Origin of the sequence: Streptomyces sp. NPDC101166, assembly GCF_044768125.1 — a bacterium.
In the GTDB taxonomy this organism is placed as follows: domain Bacteria; phylum Actinomycetota; class Actinomycetes; order Streptomycetales; family Streptomycetaceae; genus Streptomyces.
In genome coordinates, this window is the sequence record NZ_JBIWPF010000004.1 from 391,246 (window position 1) to 413,146 (window position 21,901).

Sequence of the window (21,901 nt, forward strand, 5' to 3'; positions counted from 1 at the left end):
GTCAGGAGTACACCAACGGGCAGCCGTGCCGCAGGGAGTACTGGGCGGCGCGCAGGTAGAGCGCCGTGTAGAAGGCCGCGTCCAGGTCCTCGCTCCACGGTCCGGGCCGGGACTCGGCGGCCTTGGCGGCCCCGCCCTCGAAGAACCAGAAGGTCAGTTCGAGGTTGCCGCCCGTCGCCGGTATGAGGTCGAGGGGCAGGCCGACGGCCGTGGCCAGCCGCTCCGCGGGCGCGAGGACCTGCGGGGCGCCCGCGATCACCGCCTCCTCCCAGTACCCCGAGCCGAAGGGCAGTTCGACGTGCTTCTCCAGGGAGGGCGGCACGAGGACGGTCCAGCCGTACAGCGCGTCCCGCTCGGACTCGCTGAGATGCTCCCGGCACCAGGCCTCGAACCCGTCCATCGGCGGGAAGACCTTCTCCTCGAACCAGCCGCCGGCGGACGGGGATCCGGCCCCCGGCCCGCCGACGCCGTCGTACGGCGGCAGACCGCGCCGCCGAAGCTCCTCGTTCAGGGCGGAGGCGACGGCCGCGTGCCCGCCCTCGTCCTCGCCGAACCACTCACGTCCGTCGATGCTCACCAGGTATACGCCCATGACCGGACGGTACCGGGAGGCACTGACAGCGCCCCGCGTCCCCGTGGCCGTCCGCCGCAAGCGTCCTCAGCCGGGGGCGGGTTCGATGTTCTGGTTGGCGTGGAAGAGGTTGTCCGGGTCGTAGGTCCGCTTGACCTGGGCGAGCCGGTCGTAGTGTCCTCGGTAGGTGGCGCGGACGCGGTCCTGCCGTTCGTCCTGCCCCATGAAGTTCACGTACGAGCCGCCCATGGAGTACGGGTGGCTCTCCTCCCAGTAGTCCACGCACCACTGCCGCAGGACCTCGGCGTTCGCCGGGTCGGGGTCGACTCCGGCGAAGACGCCGGACCAGACGGCGTCCCGGTAGCCCCACGCGGTGTCGTCCGGTGCCACCCGGTGGGCGGCGGCGTCGACCGGGTACAGGTGCATCAGGGAGAGCGGCGTGGGCAGGTTCTCGCCGTACTTGAGGTGCACGTCCACGGCGGCGTCGGGGATGCGGTCGAAGAAGTCGCCGCGCCAGTACCACTGGTAGCCGGTGGGGATCAGCTCGTCGAACATGCTCTGCAGCGCGGTGTACGGCATCGGCGCGGTGAAGTGGAAGGCGGGGCGGGCGGGTTCGTCGACCACGGCGAGGACGTCCCCGGTGCGCTCCGGGTCGCCGGTGTGGCACCACACGACCGCGCACATCTTGTGGCCGTGGAGGTCCTCGGGGAACGGCGGGGCCGGCGGGACCGTGAGCAGGGCGAAGAAGCCGTAGACGTCCTCGGGGGCCTGCGGGAGGAACTCCCGGTACCAGCCGAGCACTTCGCGGGTGTGGTCGACGGGCCAGACGGTGATGCCGGCACCGACGGTGTCCACGGGGTGCAGACGGTACGTGAAGGCGGTCACGACGCCGAAGTTCCCGCCGCCTCCGCGCAGGGCCCAGAACAGGTCGGGGTGGTGGCTCTCGTCGGCGGTGACGAAGCTGCCGTCGGCGAGGACGACGTCGGCGGCGATCAGATTGTCCATCGTCAGGCCGTACTTGCGGGTCAGGTATCCGTGGCCGCCGCCGAGGGTCAGACCGCCGACGCCGGTCATCGACACGATGCCGGTGGGCGTGGCGAGTCCGAAGCCGTGCGTGGCGTGGTCGAGGTCGCGGAGCTGGCTGCCGCCGCCCACCTGGGCGGTGCGCGCGACGGGGTCGACGCGCACCCACCGCATCGGCGACAGGTCGACGGTGACGCCGTCGTCGACCAGGCACAGTCCGGGACCGCTGTGGCCGCCGCCCCGGACGGCGAGTTCGAGACCGCTGTCGCGGACGTGGTTCACCGCCGCCATCACGTCCGCGGCGTCCGCGCACCGCACGAACGCGGCGGGACGCTTGTCGATCATCGCGTTGTACACGCTGCGGGTCCGCTCGTACTCCGCGTCCCGCGGACCGATGACGGGTCCGCGCAGAGAGGTCTTCATCGCGTCCAAGGCCGCGCTGTCCATGGTGGTCTCCTCGGGGAGGGCACTCTGCCGAGCACCGGGCGCGGGACCGCAGGAGCGGCGCCCGGCGGAAGAGCGACCGCACACCGTGCCGGCGTGCGGTCACCGCCTTGCGGTCAGCCCTCCTCGGTCTTCGCGTACTCCGTGGCCATCTGTCCCGCGAAGTCGTACACGATCACCTGCTCGTCCCCGACCACCCAGGCGTCGTGGCCCGGCGGGCACACGAACACGTCGCCCACGCCCACTTCGCTCTCGCCGCCGTCGTCCATGCGGATGTGCATACGGCCCTGTACGACCAAGCCGTTGTGGTGCACCTGGCAGGTGTCGGTTCCCGCGAGCGGTCCCACGGACTCGGTCCAGCGCCAGCCGGGTTCGAACGTCGCCACGGCGAAGTCGAGCCCCGTCATGTGGACGGCTTCCAGGTGGCCGCGCGGGAAGTCGCGCCGCTCGTCCGGCTTGTCGAGCGTCTTCACTTCCAGCATGACGCTCCTCCCTTCCGGCCGCGCACGCCCGCGGCCGGGGCCGGTCCCCCGGCGGCCCTGGACGTCACCGGTGGGGGCCGGTCCCCACCCCTCCATCGTCCGCCCGCGTCCGGGGGCCCGCCATCCGGGGGACGGCGGCGTACGACCGCGGGGTCCTTGCTCCGGACCGCGGGGGCCTTGCGCCGGACCGCGGGGTCATTGCTCCGGACCGTGGGGCCCTTGCACCGGACCACGGGGTCATTGCTCCGGACCGTGGGGTCCTTGCTCCCGGCCGCGGGTACGGCCTTCGACTCGTGATCAGACGGCGGCCCCGCCGCAGAGCTGCGCGAACCTGTCCGCGTCGACGTTGCCGCCGGAGACGATCACTCCGACCCGGCGCGGCAGTCCTTCGATCCGGCCGGACAGCAGCGCGGCCAGCGGCGTCGCCCCGCTCGGCTCCACGACGATCTTCAGCCGCTCGAAGGCGAACCGCATCGCGGCGCGGATCTCGTCGTCGGAGACCAACGCGATCGCGTCGACGAGCCTGCGGTTGACGGAGAAGGTCAGTTCACCGGGAATGTGCAGCGCCTGACCGTCGGCGATGGTGCGCGGCACCGGCACACTCACCCGCCGGCCCGCCTCCAGCGACCGCTTGGTGTCGTCGCCGGCCTCCGGTTCGACGCCGACGATCCGGATGCCGTCGTACAGCGCCTTGGCCGCCGTGGCACTGCCCGCGATCAGCCCGCCGCCGCCGACCGGGGCGAGCAGCGCACCCAACTCCCCTGCCTCTTCGAGCAGTTCCAGAGCGGCGGTGCCCTGCCCGGCCATGACGTGGGGGTGCTCGTAGGGCGGGATGAGGGTGAGGCCTCGTTCGGCGGCGAGAGCCTCGGCGATGGCCACCCGGTCGCCGTCGTAGCGGTCGTACGTCACGATCTCGGCGCCGTAGCCCTCCGTGGCCGCCCGCTTGGAGCGGGGGGCGTCCTCGGGCATGACGATCACCGCGGTGGTCCCGAGTTCCCGGGCGGCCAGGGCGACGGCCTGGGCGTGGTTGCCCGAGGAGTAGGCGGCGATGCCGCGCGCGAGCTGCTCCGGGGTCAGCCGGGAGGCCGCGTTGTAGGCGCCGCGGAACTTGAAGGCGCCCACACGCTGGAAGTTCTCGCACTTCAGCAGCACCTCCACGCCCACGATCTCGTCCAGCGTCCGGGAGTGGAGCACGGGGGTGCGGTGCGCGACGCCCTTGAGCCGGGCCGCCGCGTCACGGACGTCGTCGAGGGTGATCGGCGCGGGTGCGGTCGTCACGGGGTGTCTCCCTGAGGGGTGTCGGGGCTGGGGCGGTCGGGCGCCTCGGGCGCGTCACGGCTGGGCAGGGCCGTCGGGGGCTTCACGGCCGGGGCGGTGGCCGTCGCGGGCTTCACGGCCGGGGCGATGGCCGTCGCGGGCTTCACGGCCGGGGCGATGGCCGTCGCGGGCTTCACGGCCGGGGCGGTGGCCGTCGGGGGTCCCGGCCGCTCTGGCTTGGGACAGGTAGCTGTAGGCGGAGGCCCGGGAGATGCCCAGGCGGGCGGCGACCTGCTCGACAGCCCGCCGCACGGCGAAGACTCCACGCTCGTCCAGCCCCCGGAAGAGGGCCAGGCGGCGGTCCCGGTCGAGAGCGGCCCAGGTCTCGTCCTGCCGCGCCAGATGGGCGTCGAGGAGGGCGTCGACGACGGAGTCGACGTCGTCGCCGAAGGTGGTCACGGGCGTGTCCGCGGGAGGAGCGCCGGCCCCGGACAGCGCGGCGAGCAGGCTTCGCGCCCGGTCGACCTCGGTGACGTCCACATTGACGCAGAGGGAGCCGAACACCGCGCCCGCGCTGTCGCGCAGCATCATCGTGGACGCCTTGACGAGGCGACCGGAACCGGTGCGGGTGACGTAGTTGAGTTCGTCGGCCGCCTCGTCACCACGGGCGAGGAGCCGCATGCCGATCTCGCTCATCGCGCCGCCCACCGTGCGCCCCGTCACGGTCCCGGCGACGGCGACCACGGAGCGCTCCGGCCGCCGGTAGTCGTGCAGCACGACCTCGCAGACGGGACCGAAGGTGGCCGCGATGCCGTCGACCACGGGGGTCAGCGCCCGCAGGATCGCGTCCCGCTCCGCCTCGCGCGCCGCCGTGCGCGGCTCCTCGCCCGTCATCCGGCCTCCCGCTCCGCCACCCGTCTGCGTGGACATCGCCCGTACTTCACCGAGCACCGATTAGACCACACATCCAACCTCTGGACACCCAGTCCAGATGATCACTCCACGGCCCCACCCGAGTCCCGCCTTCAGGGGAACCGTAGATCAAGGGGTGGCATCGCCAATTGCCGTTTCCCTAGGATGTGTTGTCGACCGCGCCGGTCCGCGGCACGGCTCGGATCTGGGGGAAGAGATGCAGCCTGGCAAGCAGCTGTCCACGTCGATCGACGCCACGGTTCCCACCGCTGCGCGCATGTACGACCACTACCTGGGCGGCAAGGACAACTACGCGGCGGACCGCGCCGCCTGCGAGGAGCTCGACAAGGTCGTCCCCAGCACCCGAGCCCTCGCGCTGAACAACCGGCGATTCCTCCAGCGGGTGGTCCGCACGCTGACGCAGGAGCACGGCATCCGGCAGTTCCTCGACCACGGCTCCGGCCTGCCCACGCAGGACAACGTCCACCAGGTCGCGCAGCGCGTCGACCCGACCGCGCACGTCGTCTACGTGGACAACGACCCGATGGTGCTCGTGCACGGCCGGGCCCTGCTGGAGCAGGACGAGCGCACCACCGTCATCCACGCGGACCTGCGCGAGACCGAGGCGATCTTCACCCACCCCGACACCGAGCGCCTGATCGACTTCTCCCAGCCGGTCGCCGTGCTGTTCAACTCGGTGTTCCACTGCATCCCGGACAGCGAGACCGACGGCCCGCAGGCGGTGGCCCGCAGTGTGACCGAACGCCTCTCTCCCGGCAGCTTCCTGGTGATGTGTCAGCTCGTGAGCGAGGACCCCGAGGTCAGGGACTTCGTCACGAACTTCATGGACCAGGCCACACAGGGGCATTGGGGCCGGGTGCGCGAGGAGAAGGACGTCGCAGCGCTGTTCGACGGTCTGGAGATCCTTCCTCCGGGGCTGGTGGAGGTCTCCACGTGGCGCCCCGACACCGAGGTGGCGCCCCGTCAGCTGACGCAGGAGTGGATCGAGTTCGGCGGAGTCGGCCGGCTTCCGTGACGGGTCAGGAGCCGGGGTAGCGCTGGTCCATCGTCTCCGTGAGCAGCTTCAAGGAGTCACGAGGGTCCAGCGCCTCGTCGGCCAGCCGGTCCAGTGAGACCCGGTACTCCTCCGTCTCGTCCCGGTCCTCCAGGAACGTGGCGCTCCTGATCTGCTCGAGGTAGACCACGTCGGGCAGGTCGGCGCCACCGAACCGGAGGTAGGTGACCGGAAGGGCCGGAGCGGAGGCGTGGGTGACGTCCAACGGCACTACCTGGACGGTCACATGGGGCAGCCGCGCCATCCTGACGAGGTGGGCGAGCTGCTCGCGCATCACCTCACGGCTGCCGAGGACGCGCAGCAGCACCGACTCGTCGAGGATCGCCCACACCTGCGGCGCGTCGGCCCGGCCGAGCAGCTCGGTGCGCCGCGTCCGCAACTCCACCCGGCGCTCGACCTCCCGGTGGGACGCCATGGGCAGCCCGCGCTCCACGACCGCGCGCGTGTACGCGGGGATCTGCAACAGGCCCGGGACGTACTGGATTTCGAAGGTCCGGATCGCCGTCGCCGCCTCCTGGAGCCCGACGAGCCGGTCGAACCACTCGGGCATCAGCCGCTTGTCGTAGCGCTGCCACCAGCCCGGCTCCCCCGCCTGCCGCAGCAACTGCAGCAGTACGGCGCCCTCGTGCTCGTCGCACTCGTACAGGCCGAGCAGGGCGCGGACGTCGGCCTCCGCGGGCGGACGACGACCCTTGCCCGCCTCGATACGTGACAACTTGGCCGGACTGAAACCGAGTTTGCGCGCGGCCTGCTCCTGAGAGAGGCCGGCGTCCTCCCGGATGCCCGCCAACTGCACACCGACCAGCATTTTCAGCAAGGTCGGGGCGGGCTCGGCCCGGTTCAGATAGGGTTCGAGACGGGAGACGCGAGGCGACTCGGCAGGCATCCTGACTCCCCGTGGACCGGCAGACGACAAGCTCATTATCGCACCCCGGGACCTCCGGCCGCACTCCTCGACGGAATTGACCGTGCTCCGCACCGGGTCCGAGGCAGGCGCACCACTCCCCCTCAGAGCAAGTGATCGAATTCCCCGCCCTTGGCCCCGGCCAGGAACGCGGCCACCTCGGCCGGCGTGTAGATCAGCGCGGGCCCCTCCGGATCACGGGAGTTGCGCATCGCGACGCCTCCCCCTTCCAGGGCCGCCACCTCGACACAGTTGCCCTCGGCGTTGCTGTGACTGCTCTTCATCCAGCGGACGCCCAGCTCGCTCGCCCGCACTCCGTTCGGCACTGACGACACTGCACTCTCCTCGGACTTGCGCGCAATTTCCCGTGAAATTGCACGAGGCCATCGTCAGCGTGGATAATAACCATGTCGTCAACCGCAGTTCAGCCGTTCCGTCCAGCGTTGCGTGCAGCCGTACCGTCCTGACGTCGCCTCAGATGCCCCAGGGAGATGCCGTGTCATCACCTGCGCAGTTCCGCAACCATGAGCCAGTACGCGACTCGTCGCCCAGAACCGCCGTGCTGCACCTCACGGGCAGCCGGAGGGGCTTCGCGGAGGCCCGGGACTTCACCCACCGCACGCTGGACGCCTGGTCCCTGAAGCACCGCGCGGACGACGCGCTCACCGTCGTCACCGAACTCGCCGCCAACGCCGTCCTGCACGCCCTGGCAGAACTGCCCGAGCCGACGGGCGAGCGGCAGGGCGCAGCCGCCGGCGCACGGCTTCGACTCAGCCTGCGCCGCCACCACCTGGTGTGCGCCGTCACCGACCCGAGCGACGTCCCACCGGTGTACGCGCACGCCGACGACCCGTTGCTGGAGCACGGCCGCGGACTGCACATCGTCGAAGCCCTGTCGGAGCACTGGGGTTGGACCCGCCGCTCCCCCGTGGGCAAGACCGTCTGGGCCATGCTGCCGACCCGTCCCTCACCACTGACATGACTGCCATAAACAGACCCGTACCGCTCGAGGACCTGGGACACGTGCCGTGGCCCGAGATCAAGGACTCCACCGGTTCCGCCGAGGCCATCCCCACCCTGCTGACCACCGTCGCCCGCGGCGACGCCGACACCGCGGGGCCCGCGCTCGGCCAACTCCGCCAGCGCATCTGCCAGTACGGCTTCGTCGTCGGCCAGGCGACTGCGGCCACGGTGCCCTTCCTGTGGGAACTCGTCCGGCTCCCCCAGGTCACCTGCCGCGTCGAGATACTGCATCTGCTGAAGAGCATCGCCGTCGCCCGACAGTGGGAGACCACGGCCACCGCCTACCCCAAATTGCTGCGCCGCCGCGACAACTACGTCCAGTGGGAACGCGACGCCCGGCACGCCGTCCACGCCCAGAGCGCCGTCCTGCGCCAACTGCTCGACGAGACGGACGGAGAGATCGTCCGCGCGAGCGAGGACCTCGCGGCCACGCTGGGCGGCCGCTGAAGCGGAACGCGGGAGGAGCGGGCCCGGGGTGCGGCGCACGGGCACGGCGGGCGCTAGGTTGGGCGCCATGAGCAACCTTGACCGCGCGCCGGTACCGAGCGTGTGCGGCGGCCGCGGATTCGTCGTCGCCGAGCCCGTCCGCGAACTGCTGAACCCCCGGCACGTCAAGCTCGGAGAGGCGACCGAGGTACGCCGGCTGCTGCCCAACCTGGGCCGCCGCATGATCGGCGCCTGGGCCTTCGTCGACCACTACGGTCCGGACGACATCGCCGACGAGCCCGGCATGCAGGTCCCGCCGCACCCGCACATCGGTCTGCAGACGGTGAGCTGGCTGCACGAGGGCGAGGTGCTGCACCGCGACTCCACGGGCAGCCTCCAGACGATCCGCCCGCGCGAGCTGGGACTGATGACGTCGGGGCGCGGGATCAGCCACTCCGAGGAGAGCCCGAAGGCACACGCGCGGTTCCTGCACGGCGCTCAGCTGTGGGTGGCACTGCCCGACGCCCACCGGCACACCGAGCCCCACTTCGAGCACCACGCCGACCTGCCCGGGGTCACAGCTCCCGGCCTCACCGCCACGGTGATCCTCGGCGACCTCGACGGCTCCGTCTCCCCCGGCACGGCGTACACCCCGATCGTCGGCGCCGACCTGACCCTCGCCCACGGCGCCGACGTCCGCCTGCCCCTCGTACCCGACTTCGAGTACGGCGTGCTGTCGATGTCCGGCGAGGTGCATGTGGACGGCGTGCCGGTACTGCCGGGCTCGATGCTCTACCTCGGCTGCGGCCGAACGGAGTTGCCGCTGCGCGCCGAGTCCGACGCAAGCCTGATGCTCCTGGGCGGCGAACCCTTCGCGGAGGAGCTCATCATGTGGTGGAACTTCGTCGGGCGTACGCAGGACGATATCAAACAGGCCCGGGAGGACTGGATGAGCGGGTCGCGTTTTGGAGTCGTGAAGGGTTACGACGGGGATCCTTTGCCTGCCCCGGAGCTGCCTCCGGTGCCGCTGAAACCACGGGGTCGAGTGCGCTGAGCAGGCAGTTTCCTGCTCGGCGCACACCTTGCGGGGCGAAGGGGAGCACACCTCGACCGGTTCACTCAGATCAAGCGAGCAAACCCCCTTCGCGCCCCTCGTTTCACCCCACCTCAAGGTGCAGGTTTCGCCAGCCGTAGTCAGCTTTGGTCGGACTGATGCTGACCCTTTGCTGACTTTACTGACATGCAGTCAGGTATCTGCAGGGAGCTCTGCTCGCACTCCCGCACCCCTCTCACCACCGCGTTCTCCAACTCGATCCGCGAGCCCGCCGGCAGGGCTCCCTTCCCTGAGTGAGTGCGGAACCCCACCCTCTTCGGAACCATGCTGACCTCACGCCTCCGGTTATGGGACCCCCACAAAGGCAGCGCGTGACGCGTCCTGGCGTTCTGCCACTGCGCAACACCTACCAATTCCGTCCCAGCCGACGTCGACACCCTGCACAACGTCCATACAGGCCAAGCCACCACATCCCACCCACCTCGGCACCCAGCGCGACATGGTTCAGCTACACCTCATGTCTTGGAGCCGCAAGACTTGACCGCCTCTCACCCACAACTCTTGACTATTGCTCGGATCGAATCCTTGCCGGATGGTGGTCGGGGCTGCCACATCGTGGTGTTTGGCCTGGTCGGCGCCACGCGGCTTCGTGCTCAAATCCCGCTTGTCGCGCCTCGTGCCGGCCCGTCCGCTCACGCATCGCGCACGCATGAAGGGGTGGGCGCGGGCGCCCTGCCGGCCTCCTGGGCAGGAATGGGGGCCTGCGGGTGGCCGGGCACCGTGCGCGGATCACTCTGGCCTGCCTGCCCGGGCCGGATGCCACCTCAGGAGGCGACGGCCCGTCGTTCCCGGGGCAGTGCGCCGTGCGCCCGCCAAGGACGGGTCAGGAATACCACCGCGAGTGCGGCGCAGAGCAGGGCGCTCAGCATGATGAACGCCATCGGCAGGGGACTGCCGGTGCCGAGCACGCCGACGAGCGGGGAAGCGAGGGCGCCGAAGAGGAACTCCACCCCGCCGAGCAGCGCCGAGGTGGCTCCGGACGCCTTCCGGCCCAGTGACTGGCCAAGGGACATACTGGCCGGGAAGACGATCCCGATGCCGAACAGAGAGATGAACAGGCAGGCCCAGGTGGCTGCCAGACCGCTGCCGCCCGCGGCGAACAGAGTCACGTGCAGCAGCGCGCCCGCGAGCGCTACCGCAACGCCGGCCGTGAGCAGTGCCCCCACCGGCAGACGTCGGGAGAGAGCCCCGAAAACCCAACCGGCAAGCACCATGCCCGCCGCGTTGGCCGCGAAGATCAGGCTGTACCTCGTCGCGGACATCGCGTACAGGTTCTCGAAGACGAAGCTGGAGCCGGCGATGTACGTGAAAAGCGCCGCGGCGCTGAACGCCTGGGCCAGCACGCAGCCGACGAACGCGCGGTGGCAGAGCAGTCGGCCCATGGCCCGGAACGTGAGGCGAGCACCGCCCTGGCGGCGCCGCTCCGAAGGCAAGGACTCACGGACGCCGAACAGCGCGGCCAGGAAGAGCAGGATTCCGATGAACGCGAGCACGACGAAGACGGCCCGCCAGCTCGCCACCGACAGGATCGCACCGCCGAGCAGCGGGGCTGTGACGGGTGCCAGGCCCAGCACCATCGACAACAGTGAGAAGTAGCGAGGAAGTTCGGGGCCTTGGAACCAGTCGGTGACCACTGCCTGCGCAAGCACCATTCCGGCAGCCCCGGCGACGCCCTCCAGGAACCGCACAGCGATCAGCGTCTGAACGTCGGGGACGAGCGCGCACACCAGAGACAGCACGGCGAACAGCGCGGTACCGGGCAGGAGCAGGCGGCGGCGTCCGAGGCCATCGCTGAGCGGCCCGATGACCAGCTGCCCCAGGACGAGCCCGGCAAGGAAGGCGGTCATGGACAGCTGTACGGCCGACTCCCTCGCATGCAGGGCCTGCCCCAGCTCGGGGAAGCCGGGCACGTACATGTCGGTGGCCAAGGGGGCCACGGCGGTGAGCGCGCCGAGAACCGCGATCAGGACGCCGATCCTCCGGGGCGGGCCGGTGCCGGTCGGGAGCGGCGCGGAGCGGTACGCCCGGACTCGCCACGACCGCACCTTGTCGGCCGGCGACCGAGGCGGCTCCGCGCCGTGCTTCCAGTACCGAGGTCTTGTGGGGCCGTCGCCTCGACGCCGAGGACTGGCGCGGCGCCTCGAGCGTCCTCGCGTGGCGGCGAGCTGCCGCAGCTCCATCCAGGCTGGTCAGCAGGGGTGGGCATGACGTATCAGGGCGTCGAACAGGTGTTGCTGATAGGGAGCCTGGTGAGCGGTGTCCTCCGGGTGCCACTGCACTGCCACGAACCAGCCTCGTGCGGTGGGTAGTTCGAGGGCTTCGGTGGTGCCGTCCTCGGCTGTGGCGGCCACGGCCAGGCCGTCGCCCAGGCGGTCGACCTGCTGGTGGTGATAGCAGGATGCCTCGATCTTGTCGGCGCCCAACGCCTGCGCCGTCAGCGTTCCAGGACGGATGGTGACCGGGTGCAGCAGATGGCGGTGCTCGTGGTCGGGGCCGCCCATGTCCTGGTGGAGGGTGCCGCCGAGGGCGACGTTGACGACCTGGAGGCCGCGGCAGATCGCCAGCAGTGGCAGCCCTGTCTCCAGGGCCACGCGGACGACTTCGAGGTCGAAGGCGTCCTGGAGGTCGTCGACGTCGTAGACGCTGGCGTGAGCGTCCACTGCGCCGTAGCGGTCCGGGGCGAGGTCGCCGCCGCCGGGGAGGAGGACGCCGTCGAAGCGGGTGAGCCGGGCGGCGACGTCGGTGTCGGCGGGGTCGGACGGGTGGATGCTCACCGGTTCGCCGCCGGCTCGCCAGACGGCCTCGACGAGGGCTCGGGCGTTGACCTCGGCGGCGTACCGCAGTGCGGAGGTGGTGGCGGCGAAGCGGGCCGGGATGGCTATCAGCGGGCGCGTCACAGCTGGATCCAGGTGGTTTTGAGCTCGGTGTACTTCTCCAGGGCGTGGGCGGACTTGTCGCGGCCGTTGCCGGACTGCTTCATGCCGCCGAAGGGCACGGTCAGGTCGCCCTCCTCGTAGCAGTTGACCCAGACCGTGCCGGCCTTCAGCGCGCGGGAAACCTGATGGGCGGTGGACAGGTCGGAGGTCCACAGGCCGGCGGCGAGGCCGTGCTCGGTGGCGTTGGCCAGGCGTACCGCCTCGTCGAGGTCGTCGAAGGTGAGGACGGACAGGACGGGGCCGAAAATCTCCTCGCGGGCCAGCCGCATGCCGGGGTCGACACGGTCGAAGACGGTGGGCTGGAGGTGGCTGCCGCCGATGGCGGTCGGGGTGCGCTCCCCGCCGACGCGGAGTCGGGCGCCTTCCGCCCGGCCGGTGGCGATATGGCCGAGGACGCGGTCCAGGTGGGCTTCCGAGACCAGGGCACCCATCTCGGTCGCGGGGTCGAGGGGGTCGCCCACCTTCAGTTCGCGCGCCCGCCGCACGACGGTCTCGGTGACCTGCTCGGCGATCGAGGAGTGCACGAGCAGCCGGGACGGGGCGGTGCACATCTCGCCCTGGTTGAAGAAGATGCCCCAGGCGGCGGTGGCGGCGGCCTGCTCCAGGTCGGGCGCGTCAGGCAGGACGATGTTGGGCGACTTGCCGCCCAGCTCCAGCCAGACCCGCTTGAGGTTGGAGTCGGCGGAGTAGCGCAGGAAGTGCCGGCCCACGGCGGTGGAGCCGGTGAAGGCAAGGACGTCGACGTCGGGATGCAGGCCGATCGCCCGCCCGGCGGTCGGGCCGTCGCCGGTGACGACGTTGAGGACGCCGGGGGGCAGTCCGGCGTCGGTGCCGATGCGGCCCAGCAGCAATGCGGACAGCGGGGACGACTCGGACGGCTTCAGGACCACGGTGCACCCCGCGGCGAGGGCCGGGGCGATCTTCCAGCCGGCCAGGGTGAGCGGGAAGTTCCACGGTACGACCGCGCCGACGACCCCTGTGGGTTCGCGGGTGACAAGGGCGAGGGCGTCGGGGGCGGTGTGCGGGGACTCGTCGGTGAGCTTGTCGGCGAGCTGCCCGTACCAGCGGAAGGTGTTGATGACGGCGCGCAGTTCGATGTCGTACGCGTCCGTGATGGGCTTGCCCATCTCCAGGCTGACTGTCAGCGCCAGTTCCTCGCGTCGTTCTTCGAGGAGTTCGGCGATCCGCAGCAGGATCCGGCCGCGGTCGGCGGGGGCCAGGCGTGGCCAGGGGCCGGAGCCGAAGGCGCGACGTGCGGCCGCGACCGCGAGATCGACCTCAGCCGCGCCCGCATCGGCCACGTGGGCGAGGATCTGTCCGTCGCGGGGCGCGACGACGGGGAACGTGGCTCCACTGCCGCTTTCGGCCCGGCCGTCGATGAGGTGCTGGGTGGGCAGGTCGACTTCTTTGGCCCGGGCCAGCACCTCCTCATGGGTGAGGTGGCGCATGGGTGTCTCCGTATTGCTCTCTACTCGGCGCCGGAGGTGCCGGACTCCAGCAGTCGGCCGCCGTCCCAAACGACACCGACCTGGCGGTAGTACGCGGCGATCGGCTCGCGGATCTCCAGGCGGGCCAGTTCCTCGGTGGGTGCCTCGAACAGTTCCAGCTCGGCGTCGCCGACCCAGGGCCGGCCGCCCTCGAAGGAGGCGGCTCCGGTCTCGATCAGCTCGTCGAGTGCCAGGCCCTTGCCCTTCTCGATGGAGGGCAGCCAGCGGTGGTGGGCCATCGGGTGGGCGTTGACGAAGCCGTTGGTCTCAGAGGGCTCGCGCAGAGTGACCACGGCCTGGGCCAGGCGCCGGTCGGCGGCGGCGAGGGTCGCGCCGAACCGTGCGCCGGTCTCGATCCGCGGGGCGGGCCCGTAGGGGTGCGGGCGGGTCTGGTGGATGGAGCCGAGCTTCTTGGGGTAGCCCTGGTGCAGTCCTCGGGCGATCGCGAAGTCCTTGTCGACCCAGATGTACACGCAGCGGGTGTAGGTCTGGCCCCGGTACTTGCAGCGGACGACGGCGAACGCCTCCTTGTACTGGGCGAGCACCGGATCCAGCAGCTCGGCGCCGGTGGTTGAGCAGGACTGCCAGTCGGCCCAGATGAGCGCGACCGCACCGGGGTCCTCGTCGGCCAACTCAAGTGGCTCGGGCAGCAGTTCCCGTACCCGGGCCGGGTCGGTGCGGTACTCGACGGTGAGCAGGTCGCCGGAGTAGCGCCAGGGCGGGGAGGGGATCAGCGACGAGGCGCCCGTCGCAGTCTTGGGGTGGAAGTAGCCACGGACACCGGACATGTCGTCACGCTCCAGAGAGATCAGCAGGGGCAGGCACGCCACCTGAGAAAGTCGCGGCGGACGGAGGAAAGGGAAGCGCCGTCGCGTGAGGTCGGGGCGGGCGCCCGGCTTCCGTCTCACCACCGGCCGGGCCGCGGTGAGCCGGTGACGCCCGGGGCGGTCAGGAGCGGGCGAGCTGCTCCAGCCGATGGTGCAGGTCCTCGACGTACGTCTCGGATTCGGGCTTCATCAGAACGCTGCGCAGGATCCGCGCGCTGTCGGTGTCCGCGGTGATCTTCGGGTGGCGGGCGGTGAAGCGCTCGGCGCCGACCCGGAGTGTGCTGAGGAAGACCGGGTCCTGGCTGTCGGCCATGCCCTCCTGCAGGATCCGGTTGCTGGCCGCGTCGATCTGCGACAGCGAAGCGTCGGAGGTCACCGGGAAGTAGCTGACGATGTCGAGGTGCGGGGGCTGGTAGAGATCCAGGTGCTCGGAGTGCTCGATCAGTTCCGCCCAGCGCAGCGCCGCCCGTCGGCCGGCCGCCAGTACCTGGCCCAGTCCTTCGCGAGTGGGCGGCAGCAGCTGGAAGGTGAGCCACAGTGCGGCAGCCGCCGCGCCCGCGCGGGAGCACTCCAGGCTGATCTCGCCCAGGTGCAGTTCGTCGGAGGTGAAGTACGTGTACGGCGAGTCGTGCAGGTAGAACCGGCCGACTTCAGGGTCGCGGAAGAGGACCGCTCCGCAGCCGTAGGGCTGCAGACCGTGCTTGTGCGGGTCCACGACGATGGAGTCGGCCTGGGCGACGGCCTGCCAGGGCTCGGCGGGCAGGCCCTCGGGGCCGTCCGCGCCGGCCAGCAGCGTGAAGAACCCGCCGTACGCGGCGTCGACGTGGATGCGCACGCCGTACCGCTCGCGCAGCGCCAGCGCCTCGTGGACCGGCTCGATCGCGCCGAGCCCTGTCGTGCCGGTGGTGAGGACGACCGTGCCGACCCTGCCGCCGCGCAGCAGCTCCTCCAGCGCGTCCAGGTCCATGCGGCCGAGGTCGTCGGTGGGGACGGGGAAGCCCTCCATCCCCAGGACACCGCACATGCGGCCGTGTGTGTAGTGCGCTTCGGTGCTGTAGGCGACGCCCTTGCCCGGGTGCAGTTCGCGGGCCACGAAGAGGGCTTCGAGGTTGGCTATGGTGCCGCTGGTGGTCAGGTGCCCGAGGTGGGTGTCGTAGCCGAACATCGCAGCCAGCTGCTGGACCACCTCGCGTTCCATCGCAGCGGTGGCCGGCCCGCCGTCGAGCGCGTGGTTGTTGGGGTTGATCAGCATCGCGGTCAGGTAGCCGACCACGGCTGCCGGGTGCGGCGGCTTGAGCATCTGGCCGGCGTAGCGGGGGTGGAAGAAGGGGTAGTTGTCCTTCAGCCGCTCGGTGAAGACCTCGAACGCGGCGCCGAACCTACTGTCGTCCACGGCCAGCGCCGGGTGCGGGTCGAAGGCGCCGAAGGCCGTCGCCCACTCGGCGTTCGACGCGACCGCCTCGGCCAGCCACTTGTTCAGATCCATCTCGTCACTCCTTCGTCATCTCACATATCGACGTCGTTCGGGCTCAGCGCTTGGGCGGGCGGATGCCGCGGAACTCCCAGTCGCCGCCGAGGGCGGTGGACAGCACTTCCTCGGACTCTGTGGGCTGGGCGCCGACGTCGCTGCGGATGGCGGTCGGGCCGGTGACGATGTGGTTGGTAAGGCGGCCGAGGCCCTCGACCTCGACCTCGACGATGTCGCCGGGCCGGACGGGGCGAGAGTTGGCGGGGGTGCCGGACAGAAGTACGTCCCCCGGGTAAAGGGTGATGGTACGGGCGATGTCGGCGACGAGATAGTGCATGTCCCACTGCATCTCGTCCGTCGAGCCGTCCTGGACGACCTTGCCGTTGACGTACGTGCGCAGCGCCTTGCCGTGGAAGTCCCAGTCGGTGACCAGGCCGGGGCCGAGGGGGCAGAGGGTGTCGGAGCCCTTGACGCGGAGCATGGAGCCGGCGTCGGTGTCGCGGAAGTCGTGCAGGCCGTAGTCGTTGGCGATGGTGTAACCGGCGATGTGCTCGCCCGCCTCGGCCGGGGAGATGTTGCGGGCGGTCCTGCCGATGACGACGGCGACCTCGCCCTCGTAGTTGAGCCACTTGCAGCCCTCGGGGCGGACGATCGCACCCTTGTGGGAGTTGAGGGACGAGGTCGGCTTGTGGAAGTAGGTGGGGGTGGCCGGGAGATCGATCCCGAACTCGTCGACCCGGCTGCGGTGATTGAGGTGGACGGCGATCACCTTGGACGGAACGACCGGGGGCAGGTGCCGGGCCTCCTCCGTCCGGACACGGCGACCGTCCCCGGCGACGAGTTCTTCACCGTCGACGGTGACCTGGACAGCGGCGCCGTCGAGGAGGATGCGGCGGTACTCGGGCATGGCGGGCCTTTCTAGGAACGGCTGTGCGGGGTGCGTGGGGACGGGGACGCGGGCAGGCCGGTACCGGTCCAGCCGTCGGCGGGGCGGTCGAACCAGAGGTGGACCTGGCCGGTGCCGACGGAGTTCTCGTACTCGCCGTACTGTCGGGCCTTCGCCACGCACGCCTGCTCGCCGAGGGCGCCGGCCATCATCAGGTAGTGGAAGAACTTCGCCTCGGGCTTGAACTTCCAGAACTCGTCCATGGTGTCGAGGACCTTGCCGTGGCGGCCTTCCTTGAACCAGGCGATGCGCTCCTCGTCGGCCGCGCGCGCCTCGGGGGTGAAGATGTGGCCGGGGTCGCTGGCCTCGTGGTCCCGGATCACACGCAGCGGCCAGAAGGTGTGCGAGAGGGCGCCCGAGGCGATGATGAGGACCCTGCGGCCGGGGGTGGCGGCGATCCCGTCGGCCAGGGCCCGGCCGAGGCGGAGGTGGTCCTCCATGTCGCCGGTCTGGCAGACGCCGATGGTCACCCACCGCTTGTCGGGCAGGCCCTCGCCGAGGAACTTCCAGAGGTTGATCGTCGCGTAGTAGATCGGCAGGTACGCGTCGTCGATCGCCGTGATGAACGTGCCGTGCTTGTCGGCGAACATCTCGACGTTGTGGGCGAGCTCGGGGTCGCCGGGGAAGTCGTACGACATCCGACACATGCCGCGGGGTAGCTCCTCGGAAGTGAACAGCCCTGCCCGCCGGTTCTGCGCCGTCACCACGAACTCCACGGTGGTGGCCCAGTGGGAGTCCAGTACCACGACCGTGTCGTAGTCGTCTCGTTCGAAGACGTCCTTGCGGAGCTGGTGGAGGCCGGTGACGAGGGTGATCTCCTTGCCCTCGTTCAGCTCCAGCCGCTCCCCCTTCGGGAGCACGATGGTGGGGACGTGGGCGAGCAGGCCCGCCCCGATGATCTCACCCATGGTTCGTCCATCCGTTCGGCGCGATCACGGTGTTCTTCAGGTCGCAGTAGAAGTCGAAGCTCCAGGTGCCGCCTTCACGGCCGACACCGGAGTGGCGGGAGCCGCCGAAGGGCGCCTGCAGGTCCCGTACGAAGAAGCAGTTGATCCACACCGTGCCCGCGACCAGCTGACCGCTGACGCGCTCGGCCCGCTCCGGGTCACCGGTGGCGACGGTGGCGGCCAGCCCGAAGCGGGTGCCGTTCGCCAGCCGCACGGCCTCGTCCTCGGTGGCGAAGGTCTGCAGGGTCAGGACCGGGCCGAAGACCTCCTCCTGGACGATTTCCGAGTCCTGGGCGACATCGGTGAGCAGGGTCGGCGCGTAGTACTGGCCGTCCTCGCGGTGCCCGCCGATGACCGCGCGGGCCCCGGCCGCGAGCGCCCGCTGCACGAAGCCGTCGATCTTCTCCGACTGCCGGGGGTGGATGGTGGGGCCGATGTCGGTGGCCTCGTCGCGCGGGTCGCCCTGCTTCAGAGTGCTCGCCCTGTCCACGAAGCGGCGCGTGAACTCCTCGACGATCGGCTCCTCGACCAGCAGCCGCGTGCCGGCCAGGCATACCTGGCCGGCGTTGTCGTACTGCTCCACCGCCAGGTCGACCGCGAGGTCCAGGTCGGCGTCGGCGAAGATCAGCAGCGGGGACTTGCCGCCGAGTTCGAGGCTGAGCGGGGTGAGGTTGGCGGCGGCCGACTCGGAGATCCGCTTGGCCGTGGGCACGGAGCCGGTGAAGCTGATGCGGCGTACGTTCGGGTGCGAGGTCAGGGCGTCGCCGATCTCGGAGCCGTACCCCTGGACGACGTTGAGGACACCGGCGGGCAGCCCGGCCTCGGCGGCGATGTCGGCGAGGAGCGAGGCGGTCAGCGGGGACCACTCGGCGGGCTTGAGGACCACCGTGTCGCCGGCCGCGAGGGCTGGGGCGATCTTCCAGGTGGCCAGCATCAGCGGTGCGTTCCACGGGGTGATCAGCACGCAGGGGCCCGCCGGGTCCCAGCTGACGTGGTTGGTGTGACCGCGGGTCTCGAAGTCCTCGTGGTCCAGTGTCAGCAACCAGTCCGCGAAGAAGCGGAAGTTGTGCGCCACCCGGGGCATCACACCGCGCCGGTGAGAGCGCAGCAGGGCGCCGTTGTCGCACGTCTCGACGATCGCCAGGTCCTCCAGCCGTTTCTCCACGCCATCGGCGATCGCGTGCAGGATCCGGGCTCGCTCGGCGCGCGAGGTGGCGGCCCAGCCGGGGAAAGCGGCCTTCGCGGCGGCCACCGCGGCGGCGGTCTCCCTCGCGGTGCCCCGGGCTATCTCCCCCAGAACGCTGCCGTCGATCGGCGAGATGTCGGCGAACGTCTCGGCCGAGGCGACGCGCTCGCCACCGATCCAGTGCCGGGTGTCGACGGTGACACCGGCGATGACAGCTGCTTGGGGCTCGCGGGTCATGTCCCCACCTCCATTTCATTTGGCCCCAAATAAACAGCCGAGTCATGGCGATGTCAAGGGTTGCCCCAAATTTCATTTGGGCCCAAACATTTAAGGGGAAGGTCACCCTGCCACGGCAGCGGGCCGACATCCGGGAGGGCGCACGCACCGTCTCTGGCGGTGAGCGCGACTCCCGGGGGCGGGCGCGTCGCGGGAGGCCGGGGGCCCGACGGCGCGACTACGGGCGCGGGCGACGGCCGGATCGCCGCGGGGCCAGGTCCTCACCGGCGAGCAGCTCCCGCCGGCGCTGCTCGCCGTGCTCCTCGAGCCGGCTGACGACGGCGCGCAGACTGTCGGCGAGCTGGAGGCACTGCTCGGGGCTCAGTGGGGCGGAGACGAACGCCTCCTCCGCATTGAAGGCCGGGAACAGGTCCTCCATGAGCGCCTCCCCTTCGGGGGTCAGGGAGAGCAGGACCCGGCGGCGGTCCTCGGGGTGGGGCGAGCGGGCCACGAGGCCGCGCGACTCGAGGGTGCGCGAAATGCCGGTCAGCGTCCCCTTGGAGATGCCCGCCTCCTCCGCCACCGACCAGGTCTCCGCCTCGCCCCAGATCCACAGCACCCACAGCACGACGAAGCTGGTCCACGTCAGCTCGTGCGGACGCAGCACCGAGTTCTCCAGATGGCTGCGGACGGCCGCGGCGGCCCGGTGGATGTTTCCCACCGCCGCCATGGCCTCGCGCTGCAGCGTCAGGCCGCCCAGCCGCTTCTGTATGGCCTGCTCGGTCTCGTTGATCGATCGGCGGGGCCCGGGCACAGGCTCCTCCTCGGCGTCGGGGCGGCGCGGGGCCGCCGACAGGTTCATTTGCGGCCAAATGTATCCCGCGGCGTGTCGGCCGGTGGCCTTCGGCCACGGGTGAGCATCGGCAAAGAATCCGTTTGACACCTTGTGGGCGGTGCAGCCGACTCTTATCGTTTGGCATCAAATGATTCCCTTGACGTGACCGACAGCCATGAAGCCGCACAGTTTCGCGCGGGCAAATCAGACAGAATGCAACTCATCGCCGCACCACTGGAGCATCCCTTGAGCGCCCACACAGACCCCAAGGTCCGACAGACGATGGAAGCCCTGGACGCCAAGAAGATCGATGTTCTCCGCGTCGCCTACCCGGACCTGATGGGTTCCGACCGCAGCCGGGACATCCTGCTGCACCATCTGCCGCACGCGGCCGGACACGGCCTCGCCTTCAGCCGCGCCGTCTACCACACCGGTGCCCTGGGCGATCACTCCGACATCGCCGGCGGCGTGGAGGCGGGCATGCCCGACGTCCTGGTGCGCCCGGACCTGGACACCGTCGTCCCGCTGCCCTGGGAGCCGAACGTGGCCTGGTGCATCGGCGACGTCCGGGACCCCGCCACCGGCCGGAGCGTGCCCGAATCACCCAGGGACCTGCTGCGCCAGATCCTCACCCGTCTGCACGACATGGGCCTGACCGCGGTCGTCGGCCCGGAACTGGAATACGTCCTGCTGGAGCCGGACGCCGACACGCCCACCGGGTGGAAGCGCTACGCCCCTGCCCCGGGCAACGTCTACACCACCGGCCGCCGGGCCGACCCGGACGGACACCTCCTGCGCACCGCGCGCGCCCTGCACGCGCTCGGCCTGGACGTCAGCGGCGGCAACCGCGAGTTCGACGGCGGACAGTTCGAGATCAACCTCAACCACTCCGAAGCGCTGGACGCCGCTGACCGCGCCTTCCGGTTCAAGGCCGCGATCAAGGAACTGGCCCGCGCCGAGGGCCGGTTGGCGACGTTCATGGCCAAGCCGTTCAATGACGGCGGCGGCTCGGGATTCCACCTGCACGTCTCTCTCGTCGACGCGGACGGGACCAACATCTTCGACGCCCCCCACGACGCCCACGGCCTCTCGGCCACGGCCCGCCACGCCCTGTCCGGCGTTCTCGAACACGCTCCGGCTCTGTCCGCGCTGCTCAACCCCACCGTCAACTCCTACAAGCGGTTCGGCCCGGACACCACCGCCCCCTGGCTGATCAACTGGGGCCTGGACAACCGCAACGCGATGGTGCGCATCCCGCCGGAGCGCGGTGGCGCCTCCCGGCTGGAAGTCCGCCTCGGTGACGCCACGGCCAACCCGTACCTCGCCATCGCCAGCCTCCTGGCCGCCATCCATCTCGGCATCACCACCGCCACCGAGCCCCCCGCACCGGCGACCGGCCACGCCGCCGACACCGGCGCCGCGGCCAAGCTGCCCACCGACCTCGGCCAAGCCCTCGACGCCCTCCAGGCCGACGACCAGCTCACCGACGTCCTCGGCAAGTCCTTCGTCGACGCCTTCCTCACCTTCAAGCGCGACGAACTCGCCCGCTTCCACAAGCACGTCACCGACTGGGAGTTCCGCGAGTACGCCCAGATCAACTGACACCGCACCGCTTTCCGTTCGACCACCTGGTGCCGCTGCCTGCTCGGCGCCTCACCCTCCTTTCACCTGCTTCCCTCCAGGCCGACCGTCGCCGAAGCGCAGCCTCGGCATGCCTTCCGCGCTCTTTCCCTGCCCCGCCGCACTGCGCGGGCCGGGCCTTCGACACACCCCGTCGCAGCGGGGTGCCGTGTCCGTACGTCAGCCCACCCCTTGCGAAGGA

Annotated in this window: 20 protein-coding genes and 1 pseudogene; 5 read left to right on the plus strand and 16 right to left on the minus strand. The window is 70.6% G+C overall.

The genetic code is table 11. The features are described from left to right. Window position 1: 1 nt before the first annotated feature. The 5 genes and pseudogenes from ACIRS4_RS10615 to ACIRS4_RS10635 all read right to left on the minus strand — a co-directional run. The gene (locus ACIRS4_RS10615) at window positions 2-592 is read right to left on the minus strand and encodes a hypothetical protein (protein WP_404192925.1); all 591 of its coding nucleotides are present in this window, start codon (window positions 590-592) and stop codon (window positions 2-4) included. Window positions 593-658: 66 nt separating this feature from the next. Beyond that, complete coding sequence (locus tag ACIRS4_RS10620; RefSeq protein WP_404192927.1) at window positions 659-2,041, minus strand: FAD-binding oxidoreductase; 1,383 nt, start codon at window positions 2,039-2,041, stop codon at window positions 659-661. A gap of 113 nt (window positions 2,042-2,154) precedes the next feature. Continuing rightward, complete coding sequence (locus ACIRS4_RS10625) at window positions 2,155-2,520, minus strand: cupin domain-containing protein (RefSeq protein WP_404192930.1); 366 nt, start codon at window positions 2,518-2,520, stop codon at window positions 2,155-2,157. Window positions 2,521-2,817: 297 nt separating this feature from the next. Beyond that, window positions 2,818-3,798, minus strand: a complete 981-nt coding sequence (locus ACIRS4_RS10630; RefSeq protein ID WP_404192932.1) for a pyridoxal-phosphate dependent enzyme — start codon at window positions 3,796-3,798, stop codon at window positions 2,818-2,820. A gap of 180 nt (window positions 3,799-3,978) precedes the next feature. Continuing rightward, window positions 3,979-4,671: pseudogene (locus ACIRS4_RS10635) on the minus strand (transcriptional regulator); the annotation flags it as partial. Window positions 4,672-4,906: 235 nt separating this feature from the next. Here ACIRS4_RS10635 and ACIRS4_RS10640 point away from each other — a divergent pair. Continuing rightward, window positions 4,907-5,725 (plus strand): SAM-dependent methyltransferase, encoded by an 819-nt coding sequence (locus ACIRS4_RS10640; protein ID WP_404192935.1) that lies wholly within the window; start codon window positions 4,907-4,909, stop codon window positions 5,723-5,725. 4 nt (window positions 5,726-5,729) lie between these two features. Here the strand turns inward: ACIRS4_RS10640 and ACIRS4_RS10645 are convergent, their stop codons facing one another. Both ACIRS4_RS10645 and ACIRS4_RS10650 read right to left on the minus strand, forming a co-directional pair. Continuing rightward, window positions 5,730-6,650, minus strand: a complete 921-nt coding sequence (locus tag ACIRS4_RS10645; RefSeq protein WP_404192938.1) for a helix-turn-helix domain-containing protein — start codon at window positions 6,648-6,650, stop codon at window positions 5,730-5,732. Between the two features lie 122 nt (window positions 6,651-6,772). After that, window positions 6,773-7,003, minus strand: a complete 231-nt coding sequence (locus ACIRS4_RS10650) for a DUF397 domain-containing protein (protein ID WP_404192941.1) — start codon at window positions 7,001-7,003, stop codon at window positions 6,773-6,775. A gap of 161 nt (window positions 7,004-7,164) precedes the next feature. Here ACIRS4_RS10650 and ACIRS4_RS10655 point away from each other — a divergent pair, with 161 nt between their 5' ends. From ACIRS4_RS10655 to ACIRS4_RS10665, 3 genes are all read left to right on the plus strand, one after another. Next, window positions 7,165-7,650, plus strand: a complete 486-nt coding sequence (locus ACIRS4_RS10655) for an ATP-binding protein (protein ID WP_404192943.1) — start codon at window positions 7,165-7,167, stop codon at window positions 7,648-7,650. Window positions 7,651-7,691: 41 nt separating this feature from the next. Further along, entirely contained in the window at window positions 7,692-8,138 is a 447-nt protein-coding gene (locus ACIRS4_RS10660; RefSeq protein WP_404192946.1) for a hypothetical protein, read from the plus strand. A 67-nt stretch (window positions 8,139-8,205) separates the two neighbouring features. Next, window positions 8,206-9,171, plus strand: coding sequence for a pirin family protein (locus tag ACIRS4_RS10665; protein ID WP_404192949.1), 966 nt, complete (start codon window positions 8,206-8,208; stop codon window positions 9,169-9,171). Between the two features lie 824 nt (window positions 9,172-9,995). Here ACIRS4_RS10665 and ACIRS4_RS10670 read toward each other — a convergent pair. From ACIRS4_RS10670 to ACIRS4_RS10710, 9 genes are all read right to left on the minus strand, one after another. Beyond that, window positions 9,996-11,276, minus strand: a complete 1,281-nt coding sequence (locus tag ACIRS4_RS10670) for a multidrug effflux MFS transporter (protein WP_404192952.1) — start codon at window positions 11,274-11,276, stop codon at window positions 9,996-9,998. Window positions 11,277-11,420: 144 nt separating this feature from the next. Beyond that, on the minus strand, window positions 11,421-12,128 hold the full coding sequence (locus ACIRS4_RS10675) for a gamma-glutamyl-gamma-aminobutyrate hydrolase family protein (RefSeq protein ID WP_404192955.1): 708 nt from the start codon (window positions 12,126-12,128) through the stop codon (window positions 11,421-11,423). After that, window positions 12,125-13,615 (minus strand): aldehyde dehydrogenase, encoded by a 1,491-nt coding sequence (locus ACIRS4_RS10680; protein WP_404192958.1) that lies wholly within the window; start codon window positions 13,613-13,615, stop codon window positions 12,125-12,127. Before ACIRS4_RS10680 ends, ACIRS4_RS10675 begins: the two co-directional genes overlap by 4 nt. Before the next feature lie 20 nt (window positions 13,616-13,635). After that, on the minus strand, window positions 13,636-14,442 hold the full coding sequence (locus ACIRS4_RS10685) for an acetoacetate decarboxylase family protein (protein WP_404192961.1): 807 nt from the start codon (window positions 14,440-14,442) through the stop codon (window positions 13,636-13,638). A gap of 160 nt (window positions 14,443-14,602) precedes the next feature. Then, window positions 14,603-15,967, minus strand: a complete 1,365-nt coding sequence (locus ACIRS4_RS10690; protein WP_404192963.1) for a pyridoxal phosphate-dependent decarboxylase family protein — start codon at window positions 15,965-15,967, stop codon at window positions 14,603-14,605. 43 nt (window positions 15,968-16,010) lie between these two features. Further along, complete coding sequence (locus ACIRS4_RS10695) at window positions 16,011-16,856, minus strand: fumarylacetoacetate hydrolase family protein (protein WP_404192966.1); 846 nt, start codon at window positions 16,854-16,856, stop codon at window positions 16,011-16,013. Between the two features lie 11 nt (window positions 16,857-16,867). Beyond that, the gene (locus tag ACIRS4_RS10700; protein WP_404192969.1) at window positions 16,868-17,803 is read right to left on the minus strand and encodes a 3,4-dihydroxyphenylacetate 2,3-dioxygenase; all 936 of its coding nucleotides are present in this window, start codon (window positions 17,801-17,803) and stop codon (window positions 16,868-16,870) included. Continuing rightward, window positions 17,796-19,265 carry an aldehyde dehydrogenase gene (locus tag ACIRS4_RS10705; RefSeq protein WP_404192971.1) on the minus strand — a complete coding sequence of 490 codons (1,470 nt, stop codon included), beginning with the start codon at window positions 19,263-19,265 and terminating at the stop codon, window positions 17,796-17,798. Before ACIRS4_RS10705 ends, ACIRS4_RS10700 begins: the two co-directional genes overlap by 8 nt. A gap of 217 nt (window positions 19,266-19,482) precedes the next feature. After that, window positions 19,483-20,058: a MarR family winged helix-turn-helix transcriptional regulator gene (locus tag ACIRS4_RS10710; RefSeq protein WP_404193115.1), complete on the minus strand. Its 576-nt coding sequence runs from the start codon at window positions 20,056-20,058 to the stop codon at window positions 19,483-19,485. A gap of 267 nt (window positions 20,059-20,325) precedes the next feature. Between ACIRS4_RS10710 and ACIRS4_RS10715 the strand changes: the two genes are divergently transcribed. Further along, window positions 20,326-21,681 carry a glutamine synthetase family protein gene (locus ACIRS4_RS10715; protein ID WP_404192974.1) on the plus strand — a complete coding sequence of 452 codons (1,356 nt, stop codon included), beginning with the start codon at window positions 20,326-20,328 and terminating at the stop codon, window positions 21,679-21,681. The last annotated feature ends 220 nt before the right edge of the window (window positions 21,682-21,901 follow it).

Excerpts from the sequence above, each read along its gene's own strand:
- ACIRS4_RS10640 (WP_404192935.1), top strand. The coding sequence starts at position 4,907 with ATGCAGCCTGGCAAGCAGCTGTCCACGTCGATCGACGCCACGGTTCCC.
- ACIRS4_RS10665 (WP_404192949.1), top strand. The coding sequence starts at position 8,206 with ATGAGCAACCTTGACCGCGCGCCGGTACCGAGCGTGTGCGGCGGCCGC.
- ACIRS4_RS10680 (WP_404192958.1), bottom strand. The coding sequence starts at position 13,615 with ATGCGCCACCTCACCCATGAGGAGGTGCTGGCCCGGGCCAAAGAAGTC.
- ACIRS4_RS10645 (WP_404192938.1), bottom strand. The coding sequence starts at position 6,650 with ATGCCTGCCGAGTCGCCTCGCGTCTCCCGTCTCGAACCCTATCTGAAC.
- ACIRS4_RS10695 (WP_404192966.1), bottom strand. The coding sequence starts at position 16,856 with ATGCCCGAGTACCGCCGCATCCTCCTCGACGGCGCCGCTGTCCAGGTC.
- ACIRS4_RS10690 (WP_404192963.1), bottom strand. The coding sequence starts at position 15,967 with ATGGATCTGAACAAGTGGCTGGCCGAGGCGGTCGCGTCGAACGCCGAG.
- ACIRS4_RS10700 (WP_404192969.1), bottom strand. The coding sequence starts at position 17,803 with ATGGGTGAGATCATCGGGGCGGGCCTGCTCGCCCACGTCCCCACCATC.
- ACIRS4_RS10615 (WP_404192925.1), bottom strand. The coding sequence starts at position 592 with ATGGGCGTATACCTGGTGAGCATCGACGGACGTGAGTGGTTCGGCGAG.
- ACIRS4_RS10620 (WP_404192927.1), bottom strand. The coding sequence starts at position 2,041 with ATGGACAGCGCGGCCTTGGACGCGATGAAGACCTCTCTGCGCGGACCC.
- ACIRS4_RS10705 (WP_404192971.1), bottom strand. The coding sequence starts at position 19,265 with ATGACCCGCGAGCCCCAAGCAGCTGTCATCGCCGGTGTCACCGTCGAC.
- ACIRS4_RS10625 (WP_404192930.1), bottom strand. The coding sequence starts at position 2,520 with ATGCTGGAAGTGAAGACGCTCGACAAGCCGGACGAGCGGCGCGACTTC.
- ACIRS4_RS10685 (WP_404192961.1), bottom strand. The coding sequence starts at position 14,442 with ATGTCCGGTGTCCGTGGCTACTTCCACCCCAAGACTGCGACGGGCGCC.